A 25,468-nucleotide genomic window follows, 5' to 3' on the forward strand; every position below is an offset into this window, starting at 1 on the left:
TGGCACTAACGGAACTACAGGACCATTAAGGGGAGTCGCATGGACTATCGACGGCTGGGTGCGTCCGGGCTCCAGGTGCCCGCGCTGAGTTTCGGCGCGGGCACGTTCGGCGGCCGGGGTGAGCTGTTCGGCAACTGGGGCGACACGGACGCGCGGGAGGCGCGGCGGCTCGTGGACATCTGCCTCGACTCGGGCGTCACGATGTTCGACACCGCGGACGTCTACTCCGACGGCGCGTCGGAAGAGGTGCTCGGCGCGGCGATCAAGGGCCGTCGCGACCAGGTGATCATCTCCACCAAGACCGGCCTGCCGATGGGGGATGGCCCGTACGACGCCGGCACGTCGCGCTCCCGTCTGATCAAGGCCTGCGAGGACGCGCTGCGCCGGCTCGGTACGGACCACATCGACCTGTTCCAGCTGCACGCCTTCGACGCCGGTACCCCGATCGAGGAGGTGCTCGCCACGCTGGACGACCTCGTGCGCGCGGGCAAGATCCGCTACACGGGCGTGTCCAACTTCTCCGGCTGGCAGCTGATGAAGTCGCTCGCGGTCGCGGACCGCGACGGCCACCCCCGCTACGCCGCCCACCAGGTCTACTACTCGCTGGTCGGCCGCGACTACGAGTGGGAGCTGATGCCGCTCGGCCTGCGGGAGGGCGTCGGCGCGGTCGTGTGGAGCCCGCTCGGCTGGGGCCGGCTGACCGGCAAGGTCCGCCGGGGCCGCCCGCTGCCGGCGGGCAGCCGCCTGCACCGTACGGCGGCCTTCGGCCCGCCCGTGGACGAGGAGCGGCTGTACGACGTCGTCGACGCGCTCGACGAGATCGCCGAGGAGACCGGCCGGGCGATCCCGCAGATCGCCATCAACTGGCTGCTCCAGCGCCCGACCGTGGCGTCGGTCCTCATCGGCGCCCGCGACGAGCACCAGCTGCGCCAGAACCTCGGCGCCGCCGGCTGGTCGCTGACCCCGGACCAGGTGGCCCGCCTGGACCGGGCCGGCGCGACGCCCGCTCCGTACCCGTACTTCCCCTACGAGCGCCAGGAGGGCTTCGCCCGCCTGAATCCCCCGCTCACCGGCGCCGGCGCTCGCTGACCGCCGGCGCGGCGAGCGCGGTCAGACGGAGTGGAACTCGCCGGTCGCGGCGCCCGCCTCGGCCAACGCGTCGAGCAGGGCGGCGGTGGCCGGGGGCTCGGGCGGCTCGCCGTACGTCGCGGCCAGCACGTGGCGGGTCGCGTCGGGCAGCACGGCCGTGTGCACCGCCTCGTTGCGGGCGGCCAGCAGTGGCAGGCCCGGTAGGGCCGTCACGCCCAGGCCCGCGGCGACCATCGCCTGGACGGCCACGAAGTCGTCCGTCGTGAACGACACCCGTGGGGTGAAGCCCGCCCGCGCGCACATGGCGAGCAGATGTGTGCGGCAGCGGTCGCAGCCGGCGATCCACTCCGCTTCCGCGTGGGCCGTCAGGTCGGGGGTGGTCTCCTCCGCCGTGACCAGGTAACTCGGCTCGTCCAGCAACCGGCGGGCCGTGATGCCGTCGTCCTCGTTCTCCCGGTCGTAGCGGAAGATCACGGCGACGTCGACGTAGCCGGCGCGCAGCATGCGGATCGCCTCTGGCGGCTCGGCCTCGCTCAGGCTCACCCGCAGGCCGGGATGGCGGTCGGCCAGCAGCGCCGCCGCCCGCGGCACGAATGTGCCCAGCGCCGACGGGAACGCGGCCAGCCGTACCCGGCCCTGGCTCAGGCCCACGTGCGCGGAGAGCTCGGCCTCGGCGGCGTCCAGGCGGCCCAGGATCTCGGCGCCGCGCTCGGCGAGGGTGCGGCCGGCCTCGGTCAGCCGGATGCCGCGTCCGACACGGCGTACGAGCTGGGCGCCGGTCTCGGCCTCCAGCCGGGCGAGGTGGTGGCTGATCGACGGCTGGGAGTAGTGCAGCTGCTTCGCCGCAGCCGTCACCGACCCCGTACGGGCGATCGCCACGAGCACGCGCAGTCGAGAAACATCCAGCACAGAGCCAACATATCAACCAGATCTATCGCTCTGCGTCGATGTTGGCATTAGACCGATGATTGGCCCGGGAGGGACTATGGAGCGAGAAGGAGGTGGCCGAAATGGCAACACTGGTGCGCGGAGACGTACGGCCCGGACTGCAGGACCTCGTGACGGGTGTGCGCGGCGCCGTGGACCGGCACGTCGGCTGGCGGGAGACCGCACTGCTCGTCGCCGGCGAACTGCGTCGGCACCTGCCCACTCCCGACGTGATGACCGCGGAGGAGCGGCTCGGCGACCCCGACCACTACCAGTGTCACACCCTGTACGCCGCGCCCGACGGCGCGTTCTCCATCGTCGGCCTCGTGTGGCGCCCCGGCCAGATAACGCCGATCCACGACCACGTGACCTGGTGCGTCTTCGGCGTCCTTCAAGGCATCGAGCACGAGGAGCTGTTCGTCCACGAGGGCGACCACCTGCTCAGCGCGGGTGTGAACGACAACATGCCGGGAGACGTCAGCGGCTTCGCCCCGCCCGGCGACATCCACCGGGTGCGCAACTCCGGCGACATCACCGCGCTCTCGATCCACATCTACGGCACCGACATCTCCCGCATCGACTCCAGCGTGCGCCGTATCTACGAACTCCCCGTACGCGGCTAAGCGCCGAGCCGTACGAACCGCTTGGACTCGGTCAGCTCGTCCAGGTAGTCCATGATCGGCTCCACCCCGAGCCCGGGTCCGGAGGGCACGGTCATCAGGCCGTCCACCAGCCGGAACGGTTCGGTGATGTCACGCGTGTAGTAGCGCTCGGACGCGGAGACGTCGCCCGGCAGGGTGCATCCGGGCATCGCGGCGAACGCCAGGTTCGCCGCGCGGCCGAGGCCGGTCTCCAGCATGCCACCGCACCAGACGGGCACCCCGTGCGCGACGGAGACGTCGTGGATCCGGCGCGCCTCCAGGTAGCCGCCGACCCGGCCGGCCTTGACGTTGATGATCGAGCACGCGCCGAGCGACAGCGCGTCCGCGGCGGCGCGCGCCGACACGATCGACTCGTCCAGGCAGATCGGCGTGGTCAGGGTGGAGGCGAGCTTCGCGTGTCCGAGCAGGTCGTCCTCGGGCAGCGGCTGCTCGATGAGCAGCAGCCCGAACGGCTCCAGCTCCGCGAGGTGCCGCGCGTCGGCCCGCGTGTACGCGGTGTTCGCGTCGACCTGGAGCAGGATGTCGCCGAAGCGTTCGCGTACCGCGCGCACCGGCTCGATGTCCCAGCCCGGCTGGATCTTGAGCTTGATCCGCGCGTATCCCTCGGCCAGGTAGCGCTCGACGTGGTCCAGCAGCTCGGGGATCGAGTCCATGATCCCGACCGACACCCCGGCGGGCACCCGGGCCACCGTGCCGCCGAGGTAGGCCGCGTACGACATGCCGGCGGCGCGCAGCTCCGCGTCCAGCACCGCCATCTCGACCGCGGCCTTGGCCATCTCGTGCCCCTTGACCGGCGCGAACGCCGGGCCGAGCGCCCCCGCCGTGACGTCCGCGGGCAGCCGGGGCACCAGGAAGTCGCGGATGACCTGCTCGGCGCCGTCGACGTACTCGGGGGAGTACAGCGGCTCGGTGATGGCCACGCACTCGCCCCAGCCCTCGGTCTCCGTGCCGACGACCCGTACCAGCAGTATCTCCCGCTCGGTCTCGGTCGCGAAGGACGTGCGGAACGGCGACACCAGCGGGAGACGGATCCGCCGCAGCTCGACGCCGGAAAGCTTCATCGGGAGACCTCCAGGAGGTAGTGGCCGGACCGGTTGAACCCGATCACGTGGTACCCGGCGTCCAGTGCGCCGGCGAGCGCCGTCCGCTGGGCCCGCCGCCACGCGAGGGCGAGCGGCGGGTCATCGGCGCGCAGCGCGGCGACGTCCGCGGGTGTGCCGACCGCGATCCGGGTGGCGCCGGCCGATGAGCGCTCGACCGGGCGGCCGACCGCGTCGTCGGTGAGCACCGTGACTCCGGCGGGCGGGGGCTCGGCCGGCGGATCGCCCTTCATGGCCGAGGCCACCTCCGGAGCGTCGAGGTGCCAGAAGAGCAACAGGCGGTCGCTCGGATCGCCCGCGTTCAGCTCGTCCGGCATCTCGCCGTAGAAGTCCGGCAGGTACTCGGTCGGCCGTGCCGCCAGTTTCGCCAGGTTGAAGTACGCGTTGCGCCGGACCAGCGGGTCGAACGTCCAGGTGATCGTCCGTATCCCGTGGGCGAGCGCCCACTCGCGCTGGTGCCGTTTGATCGCGAAGCCGGCGCCCCGGCCGCGGGCGGCGACGCCGGTGATGTGCGAGTGCAGGCTCCCGTCGGCGGCAGGGAAGGCCGCGCAGGCCCCCACCATCGCGCCGCCCTCGAAGACGCCCGAGATATAGCCGCCAAGGTGCTGGAGGACGCGCATCATCTCGTACGGCATCGGGTCGGTGGGCCGCCAGATCCCGGCGAGCACCTCCGAGGCCGTGCGCAGGTCATCGGGCGTCGTCAGCTCGCGTACGTCCATAACCCGATCGTGCCGCGTCATCGGATCGAGCGCACGACCGGGCTCACTTGTTGGCTTCCTCCCCCTCGTGAACGTGAGCGAGGGGGATTCCTACGGCTCGCGCCGTGGGGTTTCCTGCTTCAGTGCCGACGGCCCCGACCGGGAGGAGTCCCGTTGAGGTCTTACACCGGCTCCACAGGCCGACACCGCCAGCCCGGCGGCCAGAAGGTTCTTCGCCGCGTTCACGTCCCGATCGTGGGTCGTGCCGCAGCCGCACGTCCACATGCGGACGTTGAGGGGCATCGCCTCGGCCACGGTTCCGCAGGCCGAGCACAGTTTGGAGGAGGGGAACCAGCGATCGACCACGATCACCTCGCGGCCATACCATCCGGCTTTGTACTCCAACATTTGCCGGAACTCACTCCACGCGGCATCGGAGATGGCGCGGGCCAGTGCGTGGTTCTTCAGCATGTTCTCAACGGTCAGGTCCTCGATCACGACCACTTGGTTATCGCGGACGAGTCGAGTGGTGAGCTTGTGCAGACCGTCACGGCGCCGGTCGGCGATCCGCGCGTGGATCCGGGCGACCTTACGCCGGCCCTTGGCCCGGTTGGAACCATCCCCTTTGGCCTTGCGGGACAGTTCCCGCTGCGCCTTGGCCAGACGCTTGCGGTCCCGGCGTTCATGCCGGGGATTGGTGACCTTCTCCCCGGTGGACAACGTCAGCAGATGCTCCAGCCCGGCATCCACCCCGACCGCGTCACCGCCCGCCGGGAGCGGCCGCACGTCGGGGTCTTCGCACAGCAGCGACACGAACCAGCGCCCCGCCGCATCCTGAGACACCGTCACCGTCGAAGGCTTCACGCCCTGCGGAAGAGGCCTCGACCAGACGATGCCCAGCGGCTCTGCCATCTTGGCGAGGGTGAGTGTCCCCTCCCGGAACCGGAACCCGCTGGCGGTGTACTCCGCGGACTTACGGGACTTCTTCTTCGCCTTGAACCGCGGATACCTGGCCCGTCCGGCGAAGAAGTTCGTGAACGCGGTCTGCAGATGCCGCAGCACCTGCTGCAGCGGAACGCTGGACACCTCGCTCAGGAACGCCAGTTCCTCGGTCTTCTTCCAGGCCGTCAGCATCGCGGAGGTGGCGTTGTAGCCGACGCGTTCCCGCCGCGACTTCCAGGCGTCGGTGCGGGCCTCCAGCGCCAGGTTGTAGACCTTCCGCACGCACCCGAACGTGCGCGACAGTTCCGCTGCCTGCGCATCGGTGGGATAGAAGCGGTACTTGAAAGCACGCTTCACACCGGGGATGGTCACAGACCGCAAACTATCGCGTCAGCGTGTAACCACATGTGGGTTTTTCGGGACTGGACGCCGAATCGTCGTGACGGCGGTTGGGCTAACTATGCCCTGCTCCGCAGGGGTCCGATTCCTCCCCACCCTGAACTGAACGGCGGAGTCTCCTCGGAGGATTCACTTGATGATGGGCAGCGGGTTCCCGTTCGACGGCTTGGACGGGCTCGGAGTGGCCGCGGACTTGCTCTTTCCGCTCGACTTTCCGCCCGACGCGCCGGGGAGCTTCACCGACGCCGGCAGCGGGATGAGGTTCTGCAGGTAGACGTCGAACCAGCGGCCGGTGCCGGTGAAGTCGGCCACTTCGCCGGTGAACGGCGCCATCGCCTGGAGGGACTTGTCGAGGTTCTCCTGGTTGCGGGTCAGGATGTTCACCGTGCGGTGGAGGTTCTTGAGCGCGGGGCCGAGCGTGGCCTGGTTCTCCTGGATCGTCCCGGTGATCTGCTGGGACAGCGTCACCGTGCCGGTCAGGAGCTGACTGATCACCTGCCGGCGCGTGTTGATCTCCTGGAGCAGCAGCCCGCCGTCGCTGACGAGCGTGGCCAGGTCGCCGCTGCGGTCGGCGAGCAGCTTGGTCACGTTGTTGGTGTGCTGGAGCAGCTCGGACAGCTCGTCGTCGCGCGAGGCGACCGCACGCGAGATCTTCTGCAGCCCGGCCAGGGTGCCGCGGACGTTCTCCGAGGACCCCTGCATCGTCTGCGACAGCGTGTCGAACGACTGGGCCAGCTGCTTGGTGTCGATCTTACCGAGCTGCGCGCTGGCGTCCTGGAGCGCGGGCACCACGTCGTACGGTGCGGTGGTGCGCGACACCGGGATCTCCCGGTGCGGCGACTGGTGTCCGGGGCCCTTCGGCTCCAGCGCCAGGTAGTGCGAGCCGAGCAGAGTCTTGATCTTGATCTGCGCGCGGGTGTCGGTGCCGAACGGCCGGCCGCTGGTGAACTTCACCTTCACGTGGTCGCGTTCGAGGTCGACGCTCTCGACCTTGCCGACCTTGACGCCCGCGATGCGCACCTCTTCGCCCGACTTGAGCCCGGCGGCCTCGCTGAACGCGGCGGAGTAAGTGGTGCCCCCGGAGAAGTGTTGGAGGTTGAAGGCGAGCGCCGCGACGACGCCGACGGTCGCCAGTCCGGCGATTCCCATCGGCAGCGGATTACGTTCACGGAAGGGACGCATGCGGGGGCACCTCGCGTCGATTCTCAGAGCCTGCGACGCGGCGGGGACCTGCCCGGTCACGTGAGGCCTTCACGCCCCGTCGCGGTCACCATCGCGTCCGTGAACCCTACTGACGCGTATTTTCCCACGACAAGGACGAGAGCCGGGAAAAATACGGAAGAAAGCTCCGCCATCGCGTTCCCCCAGGTCAGCAACGCCTTACTGACGTGGGGGAGTGATGGACATCACGCCCGTCCGGTCCGCGGCGGCCGTCGTGCCGACCGGCCCTCGCACACGGCCCCCACCGGCGGAAACGCGCACCCCCACCGCCGCGACGAGGGCGACCGCGAGCAGCGCCACGCCGTACACCACGGTCGCCGCCCAGTGCCCGTGCTCGTACGCCAGGCCGCCGGCCGACCCGCCGACACTGCTGCCGAGGTAGTAGGCGAACAGGTAGAGGGCGGACGCGTGGGCCTTCGCGGTGGTCGCGCGGCGCCCCACCCAGCCGCTGGCGACCGTGTGCGCGGCGAAGAAGCCGGTGGTCATGACCAGGAGGCCGGCGCCCACCGCCGGCAGCGAGTCCGGCAGGGTCAGCAGCAGTCCGCAGGCGGCGAGCGCGCACGCGCCCAGCAGCACCCGCCGCCGTCCGATCCGGTCCGCGAGCGATCCCGCGACGGGGGAGCTGAAGGTACCCGCGAGGTACATGAGGAACACCAGCGCGACGACCGACTCCGGCAGGCCGAACGGGGAGGCGATCAGGCGGTACCCCAGGTAGTTGTAGACCGTGACGAACATGGCCATCAGGACGAGCCCCACCACGTACAGGCGGCGCATGCCGGGGTCGGCCAGGTGGCGCGCCAGCCCGCCGAGGCCCGGCCGCGACGGCGTGAAGAAACGCGAGCGCGGCAGCAGGGCCCAGAACGCCGCGGTGAGCAGTGTGACGGCGAGCGCGGTCGCGGCCAGGCCCCAGCGCCAGCCGGCCAGATCGGTGACGAAGCCGGGCAGCAGCCGCCCGGCCAGCCCGCCGACCGTGTTGCCGGCGATGTAGCGGCCCATCGCGCCGCCGAGCGCCTCCGGATGGACCTCGTCCGCCAGGTACGCCATGGCGACCGCGGGGACGCCCGCGAGCGCGACGCCCTGCACCGCGCGCACCGCGGCCAGCGCCGGGAACGACGGGCACAGCGGGATCAGCAGGCCGAGCGGTGCCGCGATCGCCGAGGAGACCAGCATGACGCGGGTCCGGCCGAACCGCTCCGACAGCGCGCTGACCGGGATCACCGCGAGGGCGAGCGTGCCGGTGGTGAGCGAGACGAGCAGGCTGGAGGTGGTCGGGGAGACGCGGAAGGACGCGGAGAGGGCCGGCAGCAGCGCCTGGGTGCAGTAGAGCGACATGAACGTCGTCAGCCCGGCGACGAAGAGCGCCAGGTTGACGCGGCGCAGCCCGGGGGAGCCGCGGCGGTGCCGTTCGCGAGGATCTTCGAGGTCGCGACGGAACGGGCCGGGGACGGGAGACGAGCGCACGTCTTCCACAGTGCGCGACGCAGCGTTGATGCGTCCAATGAAACTTTTATCGGAAAGCTATGCTTGGGACGCATGGATCTGGTGACGGTTCGCTGGTTCCTCGCCGTGGCGGAGATCGGCAACGTCACGCGGGCGGCCGAGGAGCTGCGCGTCTCCCAGCCGGGCCTGTCCCGCGCGATCGCCCGGCTCGAACGCGAGCTGCACGCCCCGCTGTTCGACCGGGAGGGCCGTACGCTCCGGCTCAACGCGTACGGCGAGATCTTCCGCGCGTACGCCGAGCGGCTGGTCGACACCGAGAAGGCGGCCCGGCGGGCGCTCGCCCAGGCCGCCGACCCCGAGCACGGCGAGGTCGGCCTGGCGTTCCTGCACACGCAGGGCACCGCGCTCGTGCCGGAACTGCTCCGCGCCTACCGGTCCGCGCACCCGAGGGTGCGCTTCCGGCTGACCCAGGGCAGCGCCGAGCACCTCGAGGCGGAGGTCGTCCACGGCCGCGCGGACATGGCGATCACCAGCCCGCGCCCGGAGGGACTGGCCTGGCATCCGCTCACCACCGAACGGCTGCGCCTGGCGATGCCCGCCGGCCACCGCCTCGCCGAGGCGCGCCGCGTGAGCCTCGCCGACGTGGCGGACGAGCCGTTCATCGTGATGCGGCGCGGGTACGGCCTGCGCTCCATCGCCGATGCGCTGTTCCGCGAGGCCGGGATCCGGCCGGAGATCGCCTTCGAGGGCGAGGAGGCCACGACCCTGCGCGGCCTGGTCGCGGCGGGCCTGGGCGTCGCGCTGGTCCCGCCCGGTGACCCGGTGACGGGGGTGGCGGAGCGCGAGATCCCGGGCGCGCGGCGGACGATCGGCCTGGTCTGGGTGGAGGGGCGCACACGCCCGCCGGTGGTGGAGAACTTCCGCCGCTTCGTGCTCGAACGCGCCGCCGCGCCTACCGGGTGAAGTAGCGGCGCGGGTTGTCCACCAGCATCGTGCCGATGTCCTTCTCGCTCACCCCGGCCTCGCGGAGGGCCGGCAGGACGTCGTTGTGGATGTGCTCGTAGTGCCAGTTCGGCATCAGCTGGTCCCGAATCCCGGTGAAGTCGTCGCCGAACCAGTCGATCCAGCACATCGCGTCGTGGCTCAGCACCATCCGCTCGGCGTAGCCGCGTTCGCACAGGGCCACGATCGTCTCGACGCGTTCGGGGGTCGTACGGAACGCGTCGAGGCCGAACCGGTCCATGCCGAGCAGCGCGCCCGTGTCGGCCAGCCAGGTCAGGTAGTCCAGGTCGCCCGAGTCGCCGCTGTGCCCGATGACCACCTTGGTCAGGTCGGCGTGCTCGGCGCGGAGCAGGTCCACCACCCAGCGGCCGGTCTGCTGGTGGGCGTTGGTGTGCACGGTGATCGGCGCGCCGGTCTCCCGGTGGGCGTAGGCCACGGCGCGGCAGACGCGTTCGACGCCGGGGGTCGGGTCGGGGTGCTCGACGGCGCACTTGAGGAACGCCGCCTTGACCCCGGTGTCGGCGATCCCCTCGGCGATGTCGCGGACGAACTCCCGGGCGAGCGGGTCGGGAGTCTCGTCGAAGATCAGCCCGGGACCGCGGTTCATGAACTGGATCGGCGCGTCGGTGTAGTGGTAGTAGCCGGTCGCGACGATGATGTTCAGCTCCGGGACCTGCTCGTTGATCCGCTGGATGCGCGGGATGTAGCGGCCTCCGCCCCACACCGTCGGGTCCACGAACGTACGGACGCCGCGGGCCGCCACCGACCGCAGGCGCTCGATCGCGTCCGCGACCCGCTCCTCCTCGTCCCACCAGCCGGCGCCGTAGTTCTGCAGGTACTCCGTGCCGACGAAGAACACGTGCTCGTGCATGAGCGTCGGCCCGAGTTCGGCGACGTCGACGGCTCCGCGTACGGTCTCGACCGTGGGCATGCCCAGAAACTAACTCCGATTCTGGATCCCTGCCACCATCCGGCGAATGCCCGAGAGCCACCGATCGTGGTCGGAGGCCTTCCGGCGCACGTACTCGGCCACCTCCGGGTGCGGCAGGATCAGGAACTTCTCCGCCTCGAGCCCGGCGATCACCGTGTCGGCCACCTCCTCGGGCTCCAGCACCTTGCCCGCGGCGGCGACCGCCTTGGCCGCGAGGTGCCCGTCGAGGCCGCCGGTGAGCAGCGGCGTCCGGACGCCCTGCGGGCAGAGCGCGCTCACCCGGATGCCCTGGTCGCCGTACGTCAGCGAGAGCCACTCGGCGAACGCCACGGCGGCGTGCTTGGTCACGGCGTACGGCGCGTCACCCGGCTGGCTCAGCAGGCCCGCCGCCGAGCATGTGTGCAGCAGGTACCCCTCGCCGCGTTCGAGCATCGAGGCCAGCACGGCGCGCGCGGCGTACACGTGGGCCTGGACGTTGACCGCCCATGCGGCCGCCCACTGCTCGGCCGTGGCCTCCAGCCCGGCCCCGGTGCCGATGCCCGCGTTGGAGCACATGAGGTCGACGGGGCCCAGTTCGCCGGTGGCGGCCTCGACCATGGAACGCACCTGGGACTCCTCGCCCACGTCGGTGCGGCGCACGACCGTACGGCACTCCAGCCCGGCGGCGACCCGGGCGGCGGCGTCCTCGTCGAGGTCGGCGAGGCAGATCCCGGCGGCGCCCTCGGCGGCGAACCTCCGGGCCAGCGCGGCGCCGATCCCGCTCGCGGCGCCAGTGATCACGATGTTCTTCCCAGTCACCCGCATGGCAGGAACGTAACATTTGTCACTAGGCTGAACCTGATTCGGGTATCAGCATGAGAAGCCTGGAGCGAGAGGCGAGAGCAGCATGGGACTCGAGACCGGCCTGGCGGGCAGAACCGCGCTGATCACCGGCGCGTCACGCGGCATCGGCAAGGCGACCGCGGTGGCGCTCGCCGCCCAGGGGTGCAACGTGGTGCTGTCCTCGCGCAAACAGGACGCGCTGGAGGAGGTCGCGGCGGAGATCCGGGCCGCGCATCCGGGCGCCGGGGTGCTCCCCAAGGCCGCCCACGTCGGCGACGAGGACGCCGCGCGGGCCTGTGTGGGGGCCGCCGTCGAGGAGTTCGGCGGCGTGGACATCCTGGTCAACAACGCGGGCACGAGCCCGTACTACGGCCCCATGGTCGACCTGGACGCCTCGCGCGCGGCCAAGACCGTGGAGGTCAACCAGTTCGCCATCGTCCTGTGGACCCAGCTCGTGTGGAAGCTGTCGATGGCCGACCGCGGCGGGGCGATCGTCAACGTCGCCTCGGTCGGCGGCATGGTGACCGAGCACGGCATCGGGTACTACAACGCGACGAAGGCCGCCGTCATCCACCTCACCCGGCAGTTCGCCATGGAGCTGGCGCCGAAGGTGCGCGTCAACGGGATCGCCCCCGGCCTGGTGCGGACCCACCTGGCCAAGGCGCTGTGGGAGGAGAACGAGGCGCAGATCAACAAGTTCATGCCGCTCGGCCGGATCGGCGAGCCCGAGGACATCGCCAAGGCGATCGTGTTCCTGGCCGGCGACGCGTCGAGCTGGATGACCGGGCAGACCATCGTCGTCGACGGCGGCGGCACGATCCGCCCCGTGATCGCCTGAGGAGGGCCCCGCATGTCGCGATGGGGACTGACGATCCCGCTCACCGGCGTGCCGCTCGCGCGGCACCAGAAGATCGTCTCCGAACTGGAGGACCTCGGTTACACCGACGCGTGGTCGGCGGAGACCAACGGCACCGACGCGTTCACGCCGCTGACCCTGGCCTCGCAGTGGGCGCCCGGCCTCCGGCTGGGACCCGCCATCGTCCCGGTCTACACCCGCGGTCCCGGCCTGCTCGCCCAGCAGGCGGCGACGCTCGCGGGCCTCGCGCCGGGCCGGTTCGTGCTCGGCATCGGGACGTCCTCGCCGGCGATCGTGCAGCGGTGGAACGGCATCCCGTTCACCGAGCCGTACCAGCGGGTGCGCGACACCCTCCGGTTCCTGCGCCGCGCGCTGGCCGGGGAGAAGGTCACCGACGAGGCCCTGAACGTCAAGGGCTTCAAGCTGGACAACGTCCCGGAGGTTCCGCCGAAGATCGCACTCGCCGCCCTGCGGCCCGGCATGCTGCGCCTCGCCGCCCGCGAGGCGGACGCCGCGATCACCAACTGGCTGTCGCCCGCGGACGTACGCCAGGTGCGCTCCGAGGTGGGCGGGGACAAGGAACTGCTGGCGCGGATCTTCGTCTGCCCGACCACGAACGCCGACGAGGCGCGCGCCCTCGGCCGCTGGATGATCGCCGCGTACCTGACCGTGCCCGCGTACGCGGCCTTCCACGAGTGGCTCGGCCGCGGCGAGCGGCTCGCCGCGATGAACAAGGCCTGGGCGGAGGGCGACCGCAAGGGGGCCCTGGCGGCCGTTCCCGACGACGTCGTGGACGAGCTGATCGTGCACGGCTCGCCGGAGGCCTGCCGGGAACGCGTCCGGGAGTACGCCGAGGCCGGGCTGGACACCCCGATCCTCGCCGTCCTGCCCGCCGAGGGCGTCGACCTGCTGGAGGCGGTGCGCGCGCTCGCGCCGCGAACGTGAAGCGTGACACCGGTTACGTGGCGAATCCCGACGTTTGCGGGTCGTGATGCGGGGCATGGCAGGCGCAAGCACGGCCCCGGTCGTGTGGCTCACAAACCCGACCAGAAGGAGCTGTTGACTGTGCTCACGCTGACCGACTCGGCGGTTCAGGTGATCCGTACCGTCACAAGCCAACCCGAGCTCTCTCCGCAGACCGGGCTGCGGATCGCGACGCAGTCCGAGCCCGAGCAGGCGGGCACACTGGCCCTGGCGGTGGCCGAGGGCCCCCAGGCGGGCGACGAGGTCGTCGAGGAACAGGGGGCGCGTGTCTACCTCGAACCGGACGCCGCGTCGATCCTCGACGAGATGACACTCGACGCGAGCGTCGACGAACAGGGAGATGTGACGTTCCGCCTCGCCGACAAGTCCGTCTGACCGAACGGAGCCGATCGCCCCGGACCGCCTGGTCCGGGGCGATCGGCGTTCCGAACGGCGTTCCGGCTGGTGTTCCGGGGGGCCGTTAGGAACGCGTCAATGACGCGCCCGCGGGCGTGAGGGATCCGTACGTACCCGCCCGACCTGCCGTTTTCGTCCCTAACGTCGCTCGCATGGATGTCATGGGGCACCCGCCGGCGCCGAGCGCACTGGTGGCGCTGGTCCGAGTGCGGCTGGTGGGCGGCGCCGAGCACGAGGTCTTCGAGAGGCACCTGCGCGCCGAACCCGCCGTCATGGACGCCTGGCGTCTCGCCGGCGACTGCGACTACGAGGTACGCCTCACCTGCCCGGCCCTCGCCGACCTCGACAGCGCCGTGAACGAGCTGCGCAACGCCGGCGGTCACACCTCCACCACCCTGGTCCTGCACCGCGTGCCCCTGGGCGACCGATGAACATCTGGCCCCTCACCGCCGATCCCGCGCACTCCGTGGGCGGCGTGCCCCTCACCGAGATCGCCGAGCGCTTCGGCACCCCCGTCTACGTCCTCGACGAGGAGCACGTACGGCACCGGTGCCGTGAGTACCGCAAGGCCCTCCACCCGCACCGCGTCGCGTACGCGGGCAAGGCGTTCCTCTGCCGGGCCATGGCCCGCTGGGTGGACGAGGAGGGCCTGTGGCTCGACGTGTGCTCCGCCGGCGAGCTCGCCCTGGCCCGGTCGGTCGGCTTCCCGGCCGAGCGGATCCTGCTGCACGGCAACGGCAAGACGCCGGAGGACCTGGCCGCCGCGCTGGAGTACGGCGTGGGGCGGATCGTGGTCGACTCGGCGGGGGAGGTGGCGCGCCTGGCCGCGCTGGCCGGCGACCGCCGTCACCCGCGGAAGGTCCTCGTACGGGTGACACCCGGGGTCGACCCGCACGTCCACCGCGCGATGGCGACCGGCCTCGAGGACCAGAAGTTCGGGCTGTCCCTCGCCTCGGGCGCCGCCGGCGACGTCGTACGCCGCGTGCTCGGCCAGCCCGCGCTCGCGCTCGCCGGCCTGCACTGCCACCTCGGCTCGCAGATCGGCGAGCCGGACGGCTACGAGACGGCGGCGCGGCGGCTCGTCGCCTTCATGGCGGGGTTCGGCGGCCTGCCGGAGCTGAACCTCGGCGGCGGCCACGCGGTGGCGTACCGGCCGGACGAGCACGGCCTCGACGTCCACACCTTCGCCGGCCGCGTGGTCGCGGCCGTCGCGCAGGAGTGCGCCGTACGCGGGGTCCCCGCACCATCGCTGACCGTCGAGCCCGGCCGTGCGATCGTCGCGTCCGCGGGCGTGACGCTCTACCGGGTCGTCGCGGTCAAGCACGGCGCCCGGACGTTCGTCGTGGTCGACGGCGGCATGAGCGACAACCCCAGGCCCGCCCTGTACGGCAGCCGCTACTCGGTCGCCCGGATCGGGCCGGGGTCGGGCGCGGGCGAGGCCCCGGCCACGGTCGTCGGGCGGCACTGCGAGGCGGGCGATGTGATCGCCGCGGACGTGCCGCTGCCCGCGGACGTACGGCCGGGCGACCTGCTCGCCGTGCCGTGCACCGGCGCGTACCACCACTCGATGGCCTCCAACTACAACCAGGTCGCCCGGCCGCCGGTCGTCGCCGTACGCGGCGGGCGCGCCCGGCCGCTGGTCCGCCGCGAGACCCTGGAAGACCTGATCCGCCGCGACGTCGGCTGAGCCGGGACCAGGACGGCGTGAAAAGATCGTTGGAGCCGAAAGATGAGGTGAGAGGAATGCAGCTGACCAAGCTGGGCCACGCCTGCGTGCGCCTGCGCAAGGACGATCGCACTCTCGTCATCGACCCCGGTGGCCTCACGCCGGAGGACGAGGCGATCACAGGCGCCGAGGCCGTGCTCATCACGCACGAGCACTTCGACCACCTGGAGGCCGAGCGCCTGCGCCGGGCCCTGGCCGACGATCCGCGTCTCACCGTCTACACGTGCCGGGCCGTCGCCGGCATCCTCGGCGACGTCGGCGACCGGGTCCGTGCGGTCGGGGAGGGCGACTCGCTCACCATCGCGGGCTTCGAGGTCTCCGTCGTCGGGCAGAAGCACGAGATCGTCCACCCGGACGTGCCGCCGGTGGACAACGTGGGCTTCTTCATCGACGAGGAGGTCTTCCACCCCGGCGACGCGTTCACCGTCGTACGGGCGCCGACGCTGCTGGTCCCCGGCCAGGCGCCGTGGATGAAGGCCCCGGAGATGATCCAGTACCTGCGGGAGGTCGAACCCCGGCGTGCGTACGCGGTGCACGACGGCCTGCTGAACGAGGCCGGCCTGGGCCTGCTGGAGAGCCAACTCTCCGGCGAGGGCAAACGACAGGACGCCGACTTCCAACGACTGCGGCCGGGCGAGTCCGTGGAGATCTAGTCCATTGAGGCTAGGGCTCAGCGGGTGTCAGCTCTGTTCGGGAACGGGTGCGGGCCCGGAGGAACCAATGCGCGGTCACCAACGGGATGACGCCGACGGGGTACCAGGCGACATCAACGAGGTCGAACCGGGCGCCTAGCAGCCCGCCCGTCAGGACGAGAACGGCCGCGACCGCAACGGTCTGGTCAGGCTTCGGGCGGGAGGCGCCAGACCTCGGGGAGGCTCTGGTCCGCGTCGGAGTAGTCGTGGATCACGTCGAGGTAGCCCGCCATCCGGGCCTGCCAGGCGACGTTGACCGGGAGGTTCTCCAGGGCGGCCAGCATGGCCGCGTAGTCGTCGCAGTCGATGACGTGGAACAGGTCCAGGCCGTCGCGCCAGATCGTCCAGTCGTGGGCGCCCGCCGCCCTGATGGCGGCCACGAGTTCCGCCGGCACCGACCGGTGGGCCTCTTCGTACTCCTCCTCACGCCCCGGTGCGAGGCGTGTGTGCAGCGCGATCCGCAACGATCCGTCCTCCTTCACTCGACTCCTGAGGGATCCTCGCCGGCCTGGCGGCGGGCCCAGTCCTCGACCGCGCCGATGTGGACGGCCGCCGCGACGCGGGCGCCGTCCGGGTCGCGTTCGGCCAGGGCGCGGTAGATCTGGTCGTGTTCGGTGAACGTCCGCGGGAACACGCCCTCCTCCCGGTACCCCCGCCACACCCGGGCGCGGAAGGTGCGGCTGTTCAGGCCGCCGAGGATCGCCGCCAGCACCGGGTTCGCCGCGGCCTCGGTGATGATCCGGTGGAACTCCAGGTCGTGCCCCACGATCTCCTCGGCGGTCGTGCCGCGCTCCATCGCGTTCATCTCGGCGCGCAGGCGGGCCAGGCCGGCTTCGTCGATGCGGGCCGCCGCGGCGGCGGCCGCCGCCGGTTCGAGGATCTTCCTGACCTGGACGAGGTGCAGCAGCGTCGAGCCCCGCGAGATCTCCGCCACCACACCGAAGGTCTCCAGCAGGTCGCCCGGCTCCAGCCGGGTGACGTAGATGCCCGCGCCGTGCCGGGCCTCCAGCACGCCCATGACGGTCAGCGCCCGGATCGCCTCGCGCATCGAGCTGCGCGACAGGCCGAGCTCGGCCGCGAGGTCGCGTTCGGTCGGCAGCCGCTGCCCAGGCTCCAGCTCCCCGGAAGCGATCTTGGCCTTGATCTTCTCGATCGCCCGCTCGGTGACCGTGGTCCTGGCGGCGGTCTCATCCGGCACTCGCTCCTCCCTCCCCGCGCCTGATCAGCATCTTGAGCAGCATTCTGTACGAGCGTGACAGATCCGACCAATCCGTGCAATGTAACAAATCTGTCACAGGGTATTGCCAGGAGATCGGCGGTTGATGGTGTCATGTCCGTACCAGAGGTCCGATGACTGACTCAGAGGTCGGACCAGTACACGATCCAGGAAGGACGGCTCCGTGAAGCTGCTGCGTGTCGGACCGGAGGGCGCCGAACGGCCCGCGATTCTGGCCGAGGACGGGACGCTCCTCGACCTGTCCGGCGTGACCCGCGACATCGACCCCGCCTTCCTCGCGACCGGTCTGGACGATCTGCGGGCCGCGTACGAGGCGGGTGAGCTGCCCCGGATCCAGAACACCAAGCGGGTCGGCGCGCCCGTGGCGCGGCCCGGCAAGGTCGTCTGCATCGGCCTGAACTACCGCGACCACGCCGCGGAGACCGGGGCCGCGATCCCGGACGAGCCGATCATCTTCATGAAGGCCGTCAACACCGTCGTCGGGCCGACCGACGACGTCCTCATCCCGCGCGGCAGCGAGAAGACCGACTACGAGGTCGAGCTCGCCGTCGTGCTGAAGGGCCGCGCCCGCTACCTGGACTCGCCGGAGGAGGCGCGCGCCCTCATCGCGGGCTACGCGATCGCCAACGACGTCTCCGAGCGTGAGTACCAGCTCGAACGCGGCGGCACCTGGGACAAGGGCAAGTCCTGCGAGACCTTCAACCCGCTCGGGCCCTACCTCGTCACCGCCGACGAGGTCTCCGACCCGCAGAACCTCGGCCTGCGGCTCTGGGTCAACGGCGAGCTGCGCCAGGACGGCAACACCAAGGACATGATCTTCGGGATCGACCACCTGATCTGGTACCTCAGCCAGTTCATGGTGCTGGACCCCGGTGACGTCATCAACACCGGCACCCCGGCCGGGGTCGCGATGGCCCGCCCCGGCACGCCGTACCTCCGCACGGGCGACGTCGTCGAGCTGGAGATCGACGGCCTCGGCCGGCAGCGGCAGAGGCTGGCATGAGGATCACATCGCTCGACGTCCACGACGTCCGGTTCCCGACCTCACGGCGGCTCGACGGCTCGGACGCCATGAACCCCGACCCCGACTACTCGGCCGCGTACGCCGTGCTGCACGCCGACACGGGCGCGGAGGGGCACGGCTTCTGCTTCACCATCGGGCGGGGCACCGAGGTGTGCACCGCGGCCATCGAGGCGTACGCGCCCCTCGTCGTGGGCCGTGAGCTGGACCCGGCCGACCTGGGGGAGTTCGCCCGGCGGCTGACCCACGACTCGCACACGCGCTGGCTCGGCCCGGAGAAGGGCGTCGTGCACATGGCCGCCGCCGCCCTGATCAACGCCGCGTTCGACCTCGCCGGCCGGGTCGCGGGCAAGCCCGTCTGGCGGCTGCTGGCGGACCTGCCGCCCGAGCAGGTCGTCGACCTCGTCGACTGGCGGTACCTCACCGACGCGCTGCGCCCCGCCGAGGCCCTCGACCTGCTCCGGACGGCCCGGGACGGGCGGGCCGAGCGCGAGGCCGCGCTGCTCGCCACCGGCTATCCCGGGTACGCGACCACGCCCGGCTGGCTCGGCTACACCGACGACAAGCTTGTACGCCTCTCCCGCGAGGCGGTCGCCGACGGCTTCACCCAGATCAAGCTCAAGGTCGGCTCTGACCTGGACGACGACGTACGCCGCATGCGCCTGGCCCGCGAGGCGGTCGGCCCGGACATCCGGATCGCGATCGACGCCAACCAGCGCTGGGACGTCGAGCAGGCCATCACGTGGGTCAACGCGCTCAAGCCGTACGACCCGTGGTGGATCGAGGAGCCGACGAGCCCCGACGACGTCCTCGGCCACGCCGCGGTCCGCGCGGGCGTGCGCCCGGTGCGGGTCGCGACCGGCGAGCACGTCGCCAACCGGGTGATCTTCAAGCAGCTGCTCCAGGCCGACGCGATCGACTTTTTGCAGATCGACGCGTGCCGGGTCTCCGGCGTCACCGAGAACGTCGCGATCCTGCTGCTCGCCGCCAAGTACGGCGTGCCGGTCTGCCCGCACGCCGGCGGCGTCGGCCTGTGCGAGGTCGTCCAGCACCTGTCCATGTTCGACTACCTCGCGGTCAGCGGCTCCACCCAGGACCGCGTGATCGAGTACGTCGACCACCTGCACGAGCACTTCACCGATCCCGTACGGGTGCGCGACGGCCACTATCTCGCGCCGGACGCCCCGGGGATGTCGGCCGAGATCAAGGCCGAGAGCCGAGCCGAGTACGCCTATCCCGACGGCCCTGTCTGGAGGTCATGACACCGTGGAGTTCACCGGCATGAGAGCGCTGGTCACCGGCGGCGCGTCCGGCATCGGGCTCGCCACCGCGCGGCTGCTCGCCGAACGCGGCGCGTCCGTCGCCTGCCTGGACCTGTCCGGCCCGCCGGAGCCGCTGTACGGGGTCAAGGCGGACGTCCGGGACGACGCGCAGGTCCGTGCGGCGGTCGAGGACGCGGCCGAGCACCTCGGCGGCCTCGACGTCCTGGTCAACAACGCGGGCATCGGCGCGCAGGGCACGGTCGAGGACAACGACGACGACGAGTGGCGGCGCGTCTTCGACGTGAACGTGTTCGGCATGGTGCGGACGAGCCGGGCCGCCCTGCCGTACCTGCGCCGATCCGAGCATGCCGCGATCGTCAACACCTGCTCGATCGCGGCCACCGCAGGGCTGCCGGCCCGGGCGCTGTACTCGGCGACGAAGGGTGCCGTGCTGTCGCTCACCCGCGCGATGGCGGCGGACCACCTGCGGGAGGGGATCCGCGTCACCTGCGTGAATCCCGGAACCGCGGACACACCGTGGATCGGCCGGCTGCTGGAGGCGGCCGACGACCCCGAAGCGGAACGGGCCGCGTTGGAGGCCCGCCAGCCGACCGGGCGCCTGGTCAGTGCGCAGGAGGTCGCCGCGGCGATCGCCTACCTGGCCGGCCCGCTCGCGTCGGCCACGACAGGAACGGCGCTGGCGGTCGACGGGGGCATGGACGGCCTGCGACTGCGACCAGACAAATCCTGAGGAGATCGCTATGAAGCGAAAGACCCTCGCGGCCGGCGCCTCGCTCGCCGCCGCAGCGCTGCTGGTGTCGGCCTGCAACAACAGCAGCGGCGGTGGTGCGGGAGGGGGCAAGGTCGTCGGAGTCGACTACCCCCGCTCGGACACCGACTTCTGGAATTCGTACATCAAGTACGTTCCGCAGTTCGGCAAGCAGCTCGGCCTGGACCTGAAGACCACCAACTCCGAGAACGACATCGCCAAGCTCACCGCCAACGTCCAGACGCTCATCGGCCAGGGCGTCAAGGGCGTCGTCCTCGCCCCGCAGGACACCGCCGCGGTCGCCCCCACCCTGAGCCAGCTCAAACAGAAGAAGATCCCCGTCGTCAGCGTCGACACCCGCCCCGACAAGGGTGACGTGTACATGGTCGTCCGCGCCGACAACGTGGCGTACGGGCAGAAGGCCTGCAAGTTCCTCGGCGACACGCTGAAGGGCAAGGGCAAGGTCGCCATGCTGGAGGGCGACCTGGCCTCGATCAACGGCCGCGACCGTACCGATGCCTTCAACCAGTGCATGGCGCAGAACTACAAGAACATCAAGGTCATCGGCCTGCCGACCGAGTGGAAGGGTGACGTCGGGGCGAACAAGCTGCAGACCGCCCTCGCCGCCAACCCCGACATCAACGGGATCTACATGCAGGCCGGTGGCGCGTTCCTCGCCCCTACGCTGAACGTGCTCAAGCAGAAGGGCCTGCTGGTCCCGCCGAGTAACCCCAAGCACATCGCGATCATCTCCAACGACGGCATCCCCGAGGAGATGAAGGCGATCGCGGCCGGGCAGATCGACGCGACCGTGTCCCAGCCCGCCGACCTGTACGCCAAGTACGCGCTGTACTACATCAAGGCCGCCATCGCCGGGCAGAAGTTCTCCCCCGGCAAGACCGACCACGGCTCGACCATCGTCGCGCCGCGGCCAGGCGTGCTGGAGGACCAGCTGCCCGCGCCGCTGGTCACCAAGGACGGGTCCTACCCGGGCTCGCTGAAGTCGACCGACCCCTCGCTCTGGGGCAATCAAATCAAATGACGGCTCCCGAAGGCGCCGCGGCCGGCCGTGCGGAGACGACACGGCCGGTCGCGGCAGCACACGCGATCAGCAAGCGGTTCGGGGTGACCGTCGCGCTGGATGAGGTGTCGCTGGAGGTGACCGGCGGGCAGGTGCACGCGCTCGTCGGCCGCAACGGCGCGGGCAAGTCGACGCTCGTGTCGGTCCTCACCGGCCTGGTGCCGCCGGACTCCGGATCGGTGGAGTTCGGCGGCGAGCCCGCGCCGCCGGTGGCCGACCGCGAGGCGTGGCGCAGCCGCGTCGCCTGCGTCTACCAGCGCTCCACCGTCATCCCCTCGTTGTCCGTCGCCGAGAACCTCTATCTGAACCGGCAGGGGGCGGGCCTGATCTCCTGGGGCGGGCTCCGCCGCCGGGCCCGCGAGCTCCTCGACGCCTGGGAGGTCGACGTCGACGTACGGGCCCCGGCCGAGCGGCTCAGCGTCGAACAGCGCCAGCTCGTGGAGATCGCACGAGCCCTGTCGCACGGCTCGCGGTTCATCATCCTGGACGAGCCGACCGCGCAGCTCGACGGCAGCGCGATCGAGCGGCTGTTCACCCGCATGCGCTCGCTGCGCGAGGCCGGGGTGACGTTCCTGTTCATCAGCCACCACCTCGACGAGGTGTACGAGGTGTGCGACACCGTCACGGTGATGCGCGACGCGCGGCACATCGTCACCTCGCCCGTGGCCGAGCTGGACAAGCCGGCGCTCGTCGCCGCGATGACCGGGGAGGCGACCGGCCTGATCGAGCCGCCCGCCGAACGCCCGGCGCCGCCGGAGGGCGCCACGCCGGCGCTGCGGGTCGACGGCCTCGGCCTGCCGGGTGTCTTCCACGACGTGTCGCTGACGGTCGCGGCCGGCGAGGTCGTCGGGCTGGCCGGGTCGGGCGGCTCGGGGAAGATGGCCGTCGGCGAGTCCATCGTCGGCCTGCGCCGCGCCGGTTCGGGCACGGTCGAGATCGGCGGCGTACGGCCCCGGCCGGGCAGCGTGCCCGCCGCGCTGAAGGCCGGCGCCGGGTTCGTCCCGCAGGACCGCCACCGAGAGGGCCTCGTCCCCGACCTGTCGATCGCCGAGAACGCCACGCTCACCGTGCCGGAGCGCCTCGGCAGGTTCGGGTTCGTCGGGTCGCGGCGGCGCGACCGCCTCGGCGCCGAGGCGATCGAGCGGCTGACCATCAAGGCGGCCGGCCCCGGACAGCCCGTCGCCGCGCTGTCCGGCGGGAACCAGCAGAAGGTCGTGATGGCCCGCGCGCTCGCGGGCGACCCGACGGCGCTGGTGCTGCTCCAGCCGACCGCCGGCGTCGACGTACGGGCCAAGGAGACGCTGCTCGCGGCGGCCTCGGCCGCCGCGGCACGCGGCGCCGGCGTGCTCGTCGTCTCCGACGACCTCGATGACCTTCGGCCGTGCGACCGGGTGATCGTCCTGTTCAAGGGCGAGATCGTCACCGAGATGCCCCGGGGCTGGGCCGACCACGAGCTGATCGCCGCAATGGAGGGCATCCGTGACGGAAACTGAGACGGTCGTCGCCGCACCGGCCGGGAACCGGATCGCCGCGCCCCGGCTGGCGCGCCTGCGTGACCTCGCGCTGGTGCCGGCGATCATCGTGATCGCGATCGTCGGCTACTTCGTCAGCCCGGTGTTCCTGCACTGGGACAACCTCGTCAACGTCCTGCAGCAGCAGTCGGAGATCTCGCTGCTGGTGCTGGCCGAGGCGCTCGTGCTGATCTGCGGGCGGATGGACCTGTCGCTGGAGTCGACGTTCGGCCTGGCCCCGGGCATCGCGGCGTGGATGACGCTCGCGCCCGGCGTCGCGCACGGCCTCGGCTGGCTGTCCGGCGCGTGGTCGATCCCGCTGACGCTGGCCGTCGGCGCGGTCATCGGCGCGGTGAACGGCCTGCTGATCGTGCGGTTCCGCCTCAACGGCTTCATCGTCACGCTCGGCATGCTCATCGTGCTGCGGGGCCTGCTCACCGGCATCACCGGCGGCAAGACGTTCTTCAACCTGCCGAGCTCGATGATCTACCTGGGCAACGCCGTGTGGATCGGCCTGCCGGCCTCGGTCTGGATCTGCCTGATCCTGTACGCCGTCGCGATCGTGGTGACCGGCTACACGCGGTTCGGCCGGTCGCTGTACGCCGTCGGCGGCAACGCCGACGCTGCCCGCGCGGCCGGCATCCGGGTGGACCGGGTCCTGTGGTCGACACTCGTGCTCGGCGGGCTGCTCGCCGCCCTCGGCGGCCTGCTCCTGACCGGCCGTCTCGCGTCGGTGGCCGCCAGCCAGGGCAACGGCGCGATCTTCACGGTGTTCGCGGCGGCGGTCATCGGCGGCGTTTCGCTGAACGGCGGACGCGGCACGGTCTTCGGCGCCTTCACCGGCATCCTGCTGCTCTACATGATCCAGAACGTGCTGACCCTGGCCGGCGTACCGGCTCAGTGGATCAACGCGCTGAACGGAGCGATCATCCTGATCGCCCTGATCATCAGCCGGATCACCTCGGGACAGGCACAGGACTAGGGATGGAACTGCGCCGACTCGGTGACACGACGGTCGAGGTCACCACGCTGGGCCTCGGCGGTGCCGGGATCGCCGGCCTGTACCAGGCGGTCTCCGACGCCGAGGCCACCGCGACCGTACGGCGGGCGTACGAGCGGGGGATCCGCTACTTCGACACCGCGCCGCACTACGGCGCCGGGCGGGGCGAGCGCCGGTTCGGCGCCGCCCTGCCCGGCGGGTGCGTGATCTCCACGAAGGTCGGGCGGCTGCTCGTCCCGCTGGGTTCCGGCGAGCCGCCGGAACCGGAGGACTTCGCCGATCCGCCGCCGCTGCGCCGGGTGTGGGACTGGAGCGCCGAGGGCGTCCGGCGGTCGCTGCACGAGTCGCTGGAGCGTCTCGGGGCCGACCACGTGGACATCGTCTTCCTGCACGACCCGGACGACCACGAGGAAGAGGTGTACGCCTCGGCGTACCCGGCGCTGGCCGCGCTCCGCGAGGAGGGGGTCGTCCGCGCCATCGGGGCCGGCATGAACCAGTCCGCGATGCTGACCCGGTTCGTCGAACGCCTCGACCTTGACGTCGTCCTGTGCGCCGGCCGCTACACGCTCCTGGACCGGTCGGCGCTGGAGGACCTGCTGCCCGCCTGCGAGCGTCGCGGCACGTCGGTCGTCGTCGGCGGCGTCTACAACACCGGGCTGCTCGCGGGCGGCACCCGGTACGACTACCGGCCGGCCCCGCCCGAGCTGCGGGCGCGGGTGACGCGGCTGGAGGAGACCTGCGCCGCGTACGGGGTGCCGCTGCGCGCCGCCGCCCTGCGGTTCCCGCTGCGGCATCCGGCCGTGGCCTCCGTGCTGGCCGGCTGCCGCTCCGCCGCCGAGGTCGACGACAACGCCGACCTGCTCGAACTGGACATCCCCGACACCCTCTGGGACGAGCTTTGATTCACGTTGACGCGCACCACCACCTCTGGGACACGGCCGTACGGGACTACTCCTGGATGGACGGGCCGTGGGCCGACCCGATCCGGGGCCGTTTCGACCTCGCCCGCTACACCGAGGCCGTTCCGGCGCGGGAGAGCGTCGTCGTACAGGCCGTGATGGACGAGGCGGAGACCCGCGAGCTCCTCGCCGCGCCCGTGGCGGGCGTCGTCGGCTGGACCGACCTCACGGCACCGGACGTGGCCGAGCGCCTCGCGGACCTGAAGGCCGCCGGGCCGCTCGTCGGCATCCGGCATCTCGCGCAGGACGAGCCGGACCCCGGGTGGCTGACCCGCCCGTCCGTGGTACGCGGCGTCGCGGCCGTCGGCGCCGCCGGACTCGTCTACGACCTGCTGGTCAAGCCGCCGCAGGCGACCGCGGCCCTCGACCTGGCGCGCCGGCTGCCCGAGGTGTCCTTCGTCCTCGACCACGCCGGCAAACCGGACATCGCACATGGCATGTGGGAGCCGTGGGCCGGCTGGATCACCGAGATGGCGGCCCTGCCCAACGTCACCGTCAAACTGTCGGGCCTGGTCACCGAGGCGGCACCGGACTGGAAACCGGCCGACATCCTGCCGTACGCGCGTCACGTGCTGGCGGTGTTCGGCGCGAGCCGGACGATGTACGGCTCCGACTGGCCGGTGTGCACACTGGCGGCCACGCCCGCCCAGGTGACCGCTCTGGTCGAAGAGGTGGTCCCGGGCGACGACGCGTTCGAGGTGATGGGCGGAACCGCCCGCCGGGTCTACGGACTAAGTTGAC

General features: G+C 71.5%; 27 protein-coding genes. 17 read left to right on the forward strand and 10 right to left on the reverse strand.

The window, feature by feature from the left end:
• Positions 1-39: 39 nt before the first annotated feature.
• Positions 40-1,089, forward strand: coding sequence for an aldo/keto reductase (locus ABEA10_RS07970; RefSeq protein ID WP_345459436.1), 1,050 nt, complete (start codon positions 40-42; stop codon positions 1,087-1,089).
• A gap of 21 nt (positions 1,090-1,110) precedes the next feature.
• On the opposite strand, the gene ABEA10_RS07975 is transcribed toward ABEA10_RS07970, so the two are convergent.
• Positions 1,111-1,998, reverse strand: coding sequence for a LysR family transcriptional regulator (locus ABEA10_RS07975; protein WP_345459439.1), 888 nt, complete (start codon positions 1,996-1,998; stop codon positions 1,111-1,113).
• Between the two features lie 101 nt (positions 1,999-2,099).
• On the opposite strand from ABEA10_RS07975, the gene ABEA10_RS07980 reads away from it, so the two are divergent.
• Positions 2,100-2,639, forward strand: a complete 540-nt coding sequence (locus ABEA10_RS07980) for a cysteine dioxygenase family protein (protein ID WP_345459442.1) — start codon at positions 2,100-2,102, stop codon at positions 2,637-2,639.
• Here ABEA10_RS07980 and menC read toward each other — a convergent pair.
• The 5 genes from menC to ABEA10_RS08005 all read right to left on the reverse strand — a co-directional run bounded on the left by menC (position 2,636) and on the right by ABEA10_RS08005 (position 8,499).
• The gene (menC, locus tag ABEA10_RS07985) at positions 2,636-3,739 is read right to left on the reverse strand and encodes an o-succinylbenzoate synthase (protein ID WP_345459445.1); all 1,104 of its coding nucleotides are present in this window, start codon (positions 3,737-3,739) and stop codon (positions 2,636-2,638) included. The genes ABEA10_RS07980 and menC overlap by 4 nt on opposite strands.
• Positions 3,736-4,497, reverse strand: a complete 762-nt coding sequence (locus tag ABEA10_RS07990) for a GNAT family N-acetyltransferase (protein WP_345459448.1) — start codon at positions 4,495-4,497, stop codon at positions 3,736-3,738. Before ABEA10_RS07990 ends, menC begins: the two co-directional genes overlap by 4 nt.
• 90 nt (positions 4,498-4,587) lie before the next feature.
• The gene (locus ABEA10_RS07995) at positions 4,588-5,775 is read right to left on the reverse strand and encodes an RNA-guided endonuclease InsQ/TnpB family protein (RefSeq protein ID WP_345459451.1); all 1,188 of its coding nucleotides are present in this window, start codon (positions 5,773-5,775) and stop codon (positions 4,588-4,590) included.
• A gap of 171 nt (positions 5,776-5,946) precedes the next feature.
• Positions 5,947-6,999 carry an MCE family protein gene (locus tag ABEA10_RS08000; RefSeq protein WP_345459453.1) on the reverse strand — a complete coding sequence of 351 codons (1,053 nt, stop codon included), beginning with the start codon at positions 6,997-6,999 and terminating at the stop codon, positions 5,947-5,949.
• Positions 7,000-7,197: 198 nt separating this feature from the next.
• Complete coding sequence (locus tag ABEA10_RS08005) at positions 7,198-8,499, reverse strand: MFS transporter (RefSeq protein ID WP_345459456.1); 1,302 nt, start codon at positions 8,497-8,499, stop codon at positions 7,198-7,200.
• Between the two features lie 72 nt (positions 8,500-8,571).
• Here ABEA10_RS08005 and ABEA10_RS08010 point away from each other — a divergent pair, with 72 nt between their 5' ends.
• A complete protein-coding gene (locus ABEA10_RS08010; protein ID WP_345459459.1) occupies positions 8,572-9,441 on the forward strand; it encodes a LysR family transcriptional regulator in 870 nt (289 codons plus the stop codon).
• On the opposite strand, the gene ABEA10_RS08015 is transcribed toward ABEA10_RS08010, so the two are convergent.
• Positions 9,431-10,411, reverse strand: coding sequence for a phosphotriesterase family protein (locus tag ABEA10_RS08015; RefSeq protein WP_345459462.1), 981 nt, complete (start codon positions 10,409-10,411; stop codon positions 9,431-9,433). The two genes, ABEA10_RS08010 and ABEA10_RS08015, sit on opposite strands and share 11 nt — an antisense overlap.
• 9 nt (positions 10,412-10,420) lie before the next feature.
• Entirely contained in the window at positions 10,421-11,215 is a 795-nt protein-coding gene (locus ABEA10_RS08020) for an SDR family oxidoreductase (protein ID WP_345459465.1), read from the reverse strand.
• 82 nt (positions 11,216-11,297) lie between these two features.
• Between ABEA10_RS08020 and ABEA10_RS08025 the strand changes: the two genes are divergently transcribed.
• The 6 genes from ABEA10_RS08025 to ABEA10_RS08050 all read left to right on the forward strand — a co-directional run bounded on the left by ABEA10_RS08025 (position 11,298) and on the right by ABEA10_RS08050 (position 15,848).
• Complete coding sequence (locus tag ABEA10_RS08025) at positions 11,298-12,071, forward strand: SDR family oxidoreductase (RefSeq protein WP_345459468.1); 774 nt, start codon at positions 11,298-11,300, stop codon at positions 12,069-12,071.
• A 12-nt stretch (positions 12,072-12,083) separates the two neighbouring features.
• Positions 12,084-13,034: an LLM class F420-dependent oxidoreductase gene (locus tag ABEA10_RS08030; RefSeq protein WP_345459471.1), complete on the forward strand. Its 951-nt coding sequence runs from the start codon at positions 12,084-12,086 to the stop codon at positions 13,032-13,034.
• A 120-nt stretch (positions 13,035-13,154) separates the two neighbouring features.
• A complete protein-coding gene (locus ABEA10_RS08035) occupies positions 13,155-13,448 on the forward strand; it encodes an iron-sulfur cluster biosynthesis family protein (RefSeq protein ID WP_329262195.1) in 294 nt (97 codons plus the stop codon).
• Positions 13,449-13,621: 173 nt separating this feature from the next.
• Positions 13,622-13,900, forward strand: a complete 279-nt coding sequence (locus ABEA10_RS08040; protein WP_345459474.1) for an Lrp/AsnC ligand binding domain-containing protein — start codon at positions 13,622-13,624, stop codon at positions 13,898-13,900.
• A complete protein-coding gene (gene lysA, locus ABEA10_RS08045) occupies positions 13,897-15,156 on the forward strand; it encodes a diaminopimelate decarboxylase (RefSeq protein ID WP_345459477.1) in 1,260 nt (419 codons plus the stop codon). The genes ABEA10_RS08040 and lysA overlap by 4 nt, the downstream gene beginning before the upstream one ends.
• Positions 15,157-15,212: 56 nt before the next feature.
• Positions 15,213-15,848 carry an MBL fold metallo-hydrolase gene (locus ABEA10_RS08050; protein ID WP_345459480.1) on the forward strand — a complete coding sequence of 212 codons (636 nt, stop codon included), beginning with the start codon at positions 15,213-15,215 and terminating at the stop codon, positions 15,846-15,848.
• A 185-nt stretch (positions 15,849-16,033) separates the two neighbouring features.
• On the opposite strand, the gene ABEA10_RS08055 is transcribed toward ABEA10_RS08050, so the two are convergent.
• Together ABEA10_RS08055 and ABEA10_RS08060 are read right to left on the reverse strand one after the other, a co-directional pair.
• On the reverse strand, positions 16,034-16,369 hold the full coding sequence (locus ABEA10_RS08055) for an L-rhamnose mutarotase (protein WP_345459483.1): 336 nt from the start codon (positions 16,367-16,369) through the stop codon (positions 16,034-16,036).
• Positions 16,366-17,085, reverse strand: a complete 720-nt coding sequence (locus tag ABEA10_RS08060) for a FadR/GntR family transcriptional regulator (RefSeq protein WP_345459485.1) — start codon at positions 17,083-17,085, stop codon at positions 16,366-16,368. The genes ABEA10_RS08055 and ABEA10_RS08060 overlap by 4 nt, the downstream gene beginning before the upstream one ends.
• 202 nt (positions 17,086-17,287) lie before the next feature.
• On the opposite strand from ABEA10_RS08060, the gene ABEA10_RS08065 reads away from it, so the two are divergent.
• Genes ABEA10_RS08065 through ABEA10_RS08100 form a run of 8 tightly spaced genes read left to right on the forward strand, consistent with a single transcriptional unit; the run spans position 17,288 to position 25,467 of the window.
• A complete protein-coding gene (locus ABEA10_RS08065; protein ID WP_345459488.1) occupies positions 17,288-18,127 on the forward strand; it encodes a fumarylacetoacetate hydrolase family protein in 840 nt (279 codons plus the stop codon).
• Positions 18,124-19,407, forward strand: a complete 1,284-nt coding sequence (locus ABEA10_RS08070; protein WP_345459491.1) for an enolase C-terminal domain-like protein — start codon at positions 18,124-18,126, stop codon at positions 19,405-19,407. The genes ABEA10_RS08065 and ABEA10_RS08070 overlap by 4 nt, the downstream gene beginning before the upstream one ends.
• A 19-nt stretch (positions 19,408-19,426) precedes the next feature.
• Positions 19,427-20,158, forward strand: a complete 732-nt coding sequence (locus ABEA10_RS08075; RefSeq protein WP_345459494.1) for an SDR family NAD(P)-dependent oxidoreductase — start codon at positions 19,427-19,429, stop codon at positions 20,156-20,158.
• Positions 20,159-20,168: 10 nt separating this feature from the next.
• Positions 20,169-21,218: a sugar ABC transporter substrate-binding protein gene (locus tag ABEA10_RS08080; protein WP_329252353.1), complete on the forward strand. Its 1,050-nt coding sequence runs from the start codon at positions 20,169-20,171 to the stop codon at positions 21,216-21,218.
• Positions 21,215-22,750 carry a sugar ABC transporter ATP-binding protein gene (locus ABEA10_RS08085; RefSeq protein WP_345459498.1) on the forward strand — a complete coding sequence of 512 codons (1,536 nt, stop codon included), beginning with the start codon at positions 21,215-21,217 and terminating at the stop codon, positions 22,748-22,750. The genes ABEA10_RS08080 and ABEA10_RS08085 overlap by 4 nt, the downstream gene beginning before the upstream one ends.
• The gene (locus tag ABEA10_RS08090) at positions 22,737-23,750 is read left to right on the forward strand and encodes an ABC transporter permease (RefSeq protein ID WP_329252357.1); all 1,014 of its coding nucleotides are present in this window, start codon (positions 22,737-22,739) and stop codon (positions 23,748-23,750) included. The genes ABEA10_RS08085 and ABEA10_RS08090 overlap by 14 nt, the downstream gene beginning before the upstream one ends.
• A gap of 2 nt (positions 23,751-23,752) precedes the next feature.
• Positions 23,753-24,670 carry an aldo/keto reductase gene (locus ABEA10_RS08095; RefSeq protein WP_345459501.1) on the forward strand — a complete coding sequence of 306 codons (918 nt, stop codon included), beginning with the start codon at positions 23,753-23,755 and terminating at the stop codon, positions 24,668-24,670.
• On the forward strand, positions 24,667-25,467 hold the full coding sequence (locus tag ABEA10_RS08100; RefSeq protein ID WP_345459504.1) for an amidohydrolase family protein: 801 nt from the start codon (positions 24,667-24,669) through the stop codon (positions 25,465-25,467). Before ABEA10_RS08095 ends, ABEA10_RS08100 begins: the two co-directional genes overlap by 4 nt.
• Position 25,468 lies beyond the last annotated feature (1 nt).

Origin of the sequence: Actinoallomurus oryzae (assembly GCF_039541955.1) — a bacterium.
In the GTDB taxonomy this organism is placed as follows: Bacteria; Actinomycetota; Actinomycetes; order Streptosporangiales; family Streptosporangiaceae; genus Actinoallomurus; species Actinoallomurus oryzae.

What these genes read in the sequence shown, in the direction of transcription:
- ABEA10_RS07980 (WP_345459442.1), top strand. Translation starts at nt 2,100, where the DNA reads ATGGCAACACTGGTGCGCGGAGACGTACGGCCCGGACTGCAGGACCTC.
- ABEA10_RS08020 (WP_345459465.1), bottom strand. Translation starts at nt 11,215, where the DNA reads ATGCGGGTGACTGGGAAGAACATCGTGATCACTGGCGCCGCGAGCGGG.
- ABEA10_RS08075 (WP_345459494.1), top strand. Translation starts at nt 19,427, where the DNA reads ATGAGAGCGCTGGTCACCGGCGGCGCGTCCGGCATCGGGCTCGCCACC.
- ABEA10_RS07990 (WP_345459448.1), bottom strand. Translation starts at nt 4,497, where the DNA reads ATGGACGTACGCGAGCTGACGACGCCCGATGACCTGCGCACGGCCTCG.
- ABEA10_RS08025 (WP_345459468.1), top strand. Translation starts at nt 11,298, where the DNA reads ATGGGACTCGAGACCGGCCTGGCGGGCAGAACCGCGCTGATCACCGGC.
- ABEA10_RS08085 (WP_345459498.1), top strand. Translation starts at nt 21,215, where the DNA reads ATGACGGCTCCCGAAGGCGCCGCGGCCGGCCGTGCGGAGACGACACGG.
- ABEA10_RS08010 (WP_345459459.1), top strand. Translation starts at nt 8,572, where the DNA reads ATGGATCTGGTGACGGTTCGCTGGTTCCTCGCCGTGGCGGAGATCGGC.
- ABEA10_RS08095 (WP_345459501.1), top strand. Translation starts at nt 23,753, where the DNA reads ATGGAACTGCGCCGACTCGGTGACACGACGGTCGAGGTCACCACGCTG.
- ABEA10_RS08000 (WP_345459453.1), bottom strand. Translation starts at nt 6,999, where the DNA reads ATGCGTCCCTTCCGTGAACGTAATCCGCTGCCGATGGGAATCGCCGGA.
- ABEA10_RS08080 (WP_329252353.1), top strand. Translation starts at nt 20,169, where the DNA reads ATGAAGCGAAAGACCCTCGCGGCCGGCGCCTCGCTCGCCGCCGCAGCG.
- menC (WP_345459445.1), bottom strand. Translation starts at nt 3,739, where the DNA reads ATGAAGCTTTCCGGCGTCGAGCTGCGGCGGATCCGTCTCCCGCTGGTG.
- lysA (WP_345459477.1), top strand. Translation starts at nt 13,897, where the DNA reads ATGAACATCTGGCCCCTCACCGCCGATCCCGCGCACTCCGTGGGCGGC.
- ABEA10_RS08040 (WP_345459474.1), top strand. Translation starts at nt 13,622, where the DNA reads ATGGATGTCATGGGGCACCCGCCGGCGCCGAGCGCACTGGTGGCGCTG.
- ABEA10_RS08015 (WP_345459462.1), bottom strand. Translation starts at nt 10,411, where the DNA reads ATGCCCACGGTCGAGACCGTACGCGGAGCCGTCGACGTCGCCGAACTC.
- ABEA10_RS08030 (WP_345459471.1), top strand. Translation starts at nt 12,084, where the DNA reads ATGTCGCGATGGGGACTGACGATCCCGCTCACCGGCGTGCCGCTCGCG.
- ABEA10_RS07970 (WP_345459436.1), top strand. Translation starts at nt 40, where the DNA reads ATGGACTATCGACGGCTGGGTGCGTCCGGGCTCCAGGTGCCCGCGCTG.
- ABEA10_RS08050 (WP_345459480.1), top strand. Translation starts at nt 15,213, where the DNA reads ATGCAGCTGACCAAGCTGGGCCACGCCTGCGTGCGCCTGCGCAAGGAC.
- ABEA10_RS08070 (WP_345459491.1), top strand. Translation starts at nt 18,124, where the DNA reads ATGAGGATCACATCGCTCGACGTCCACGACGTCCGGTTCCCGACCTCA.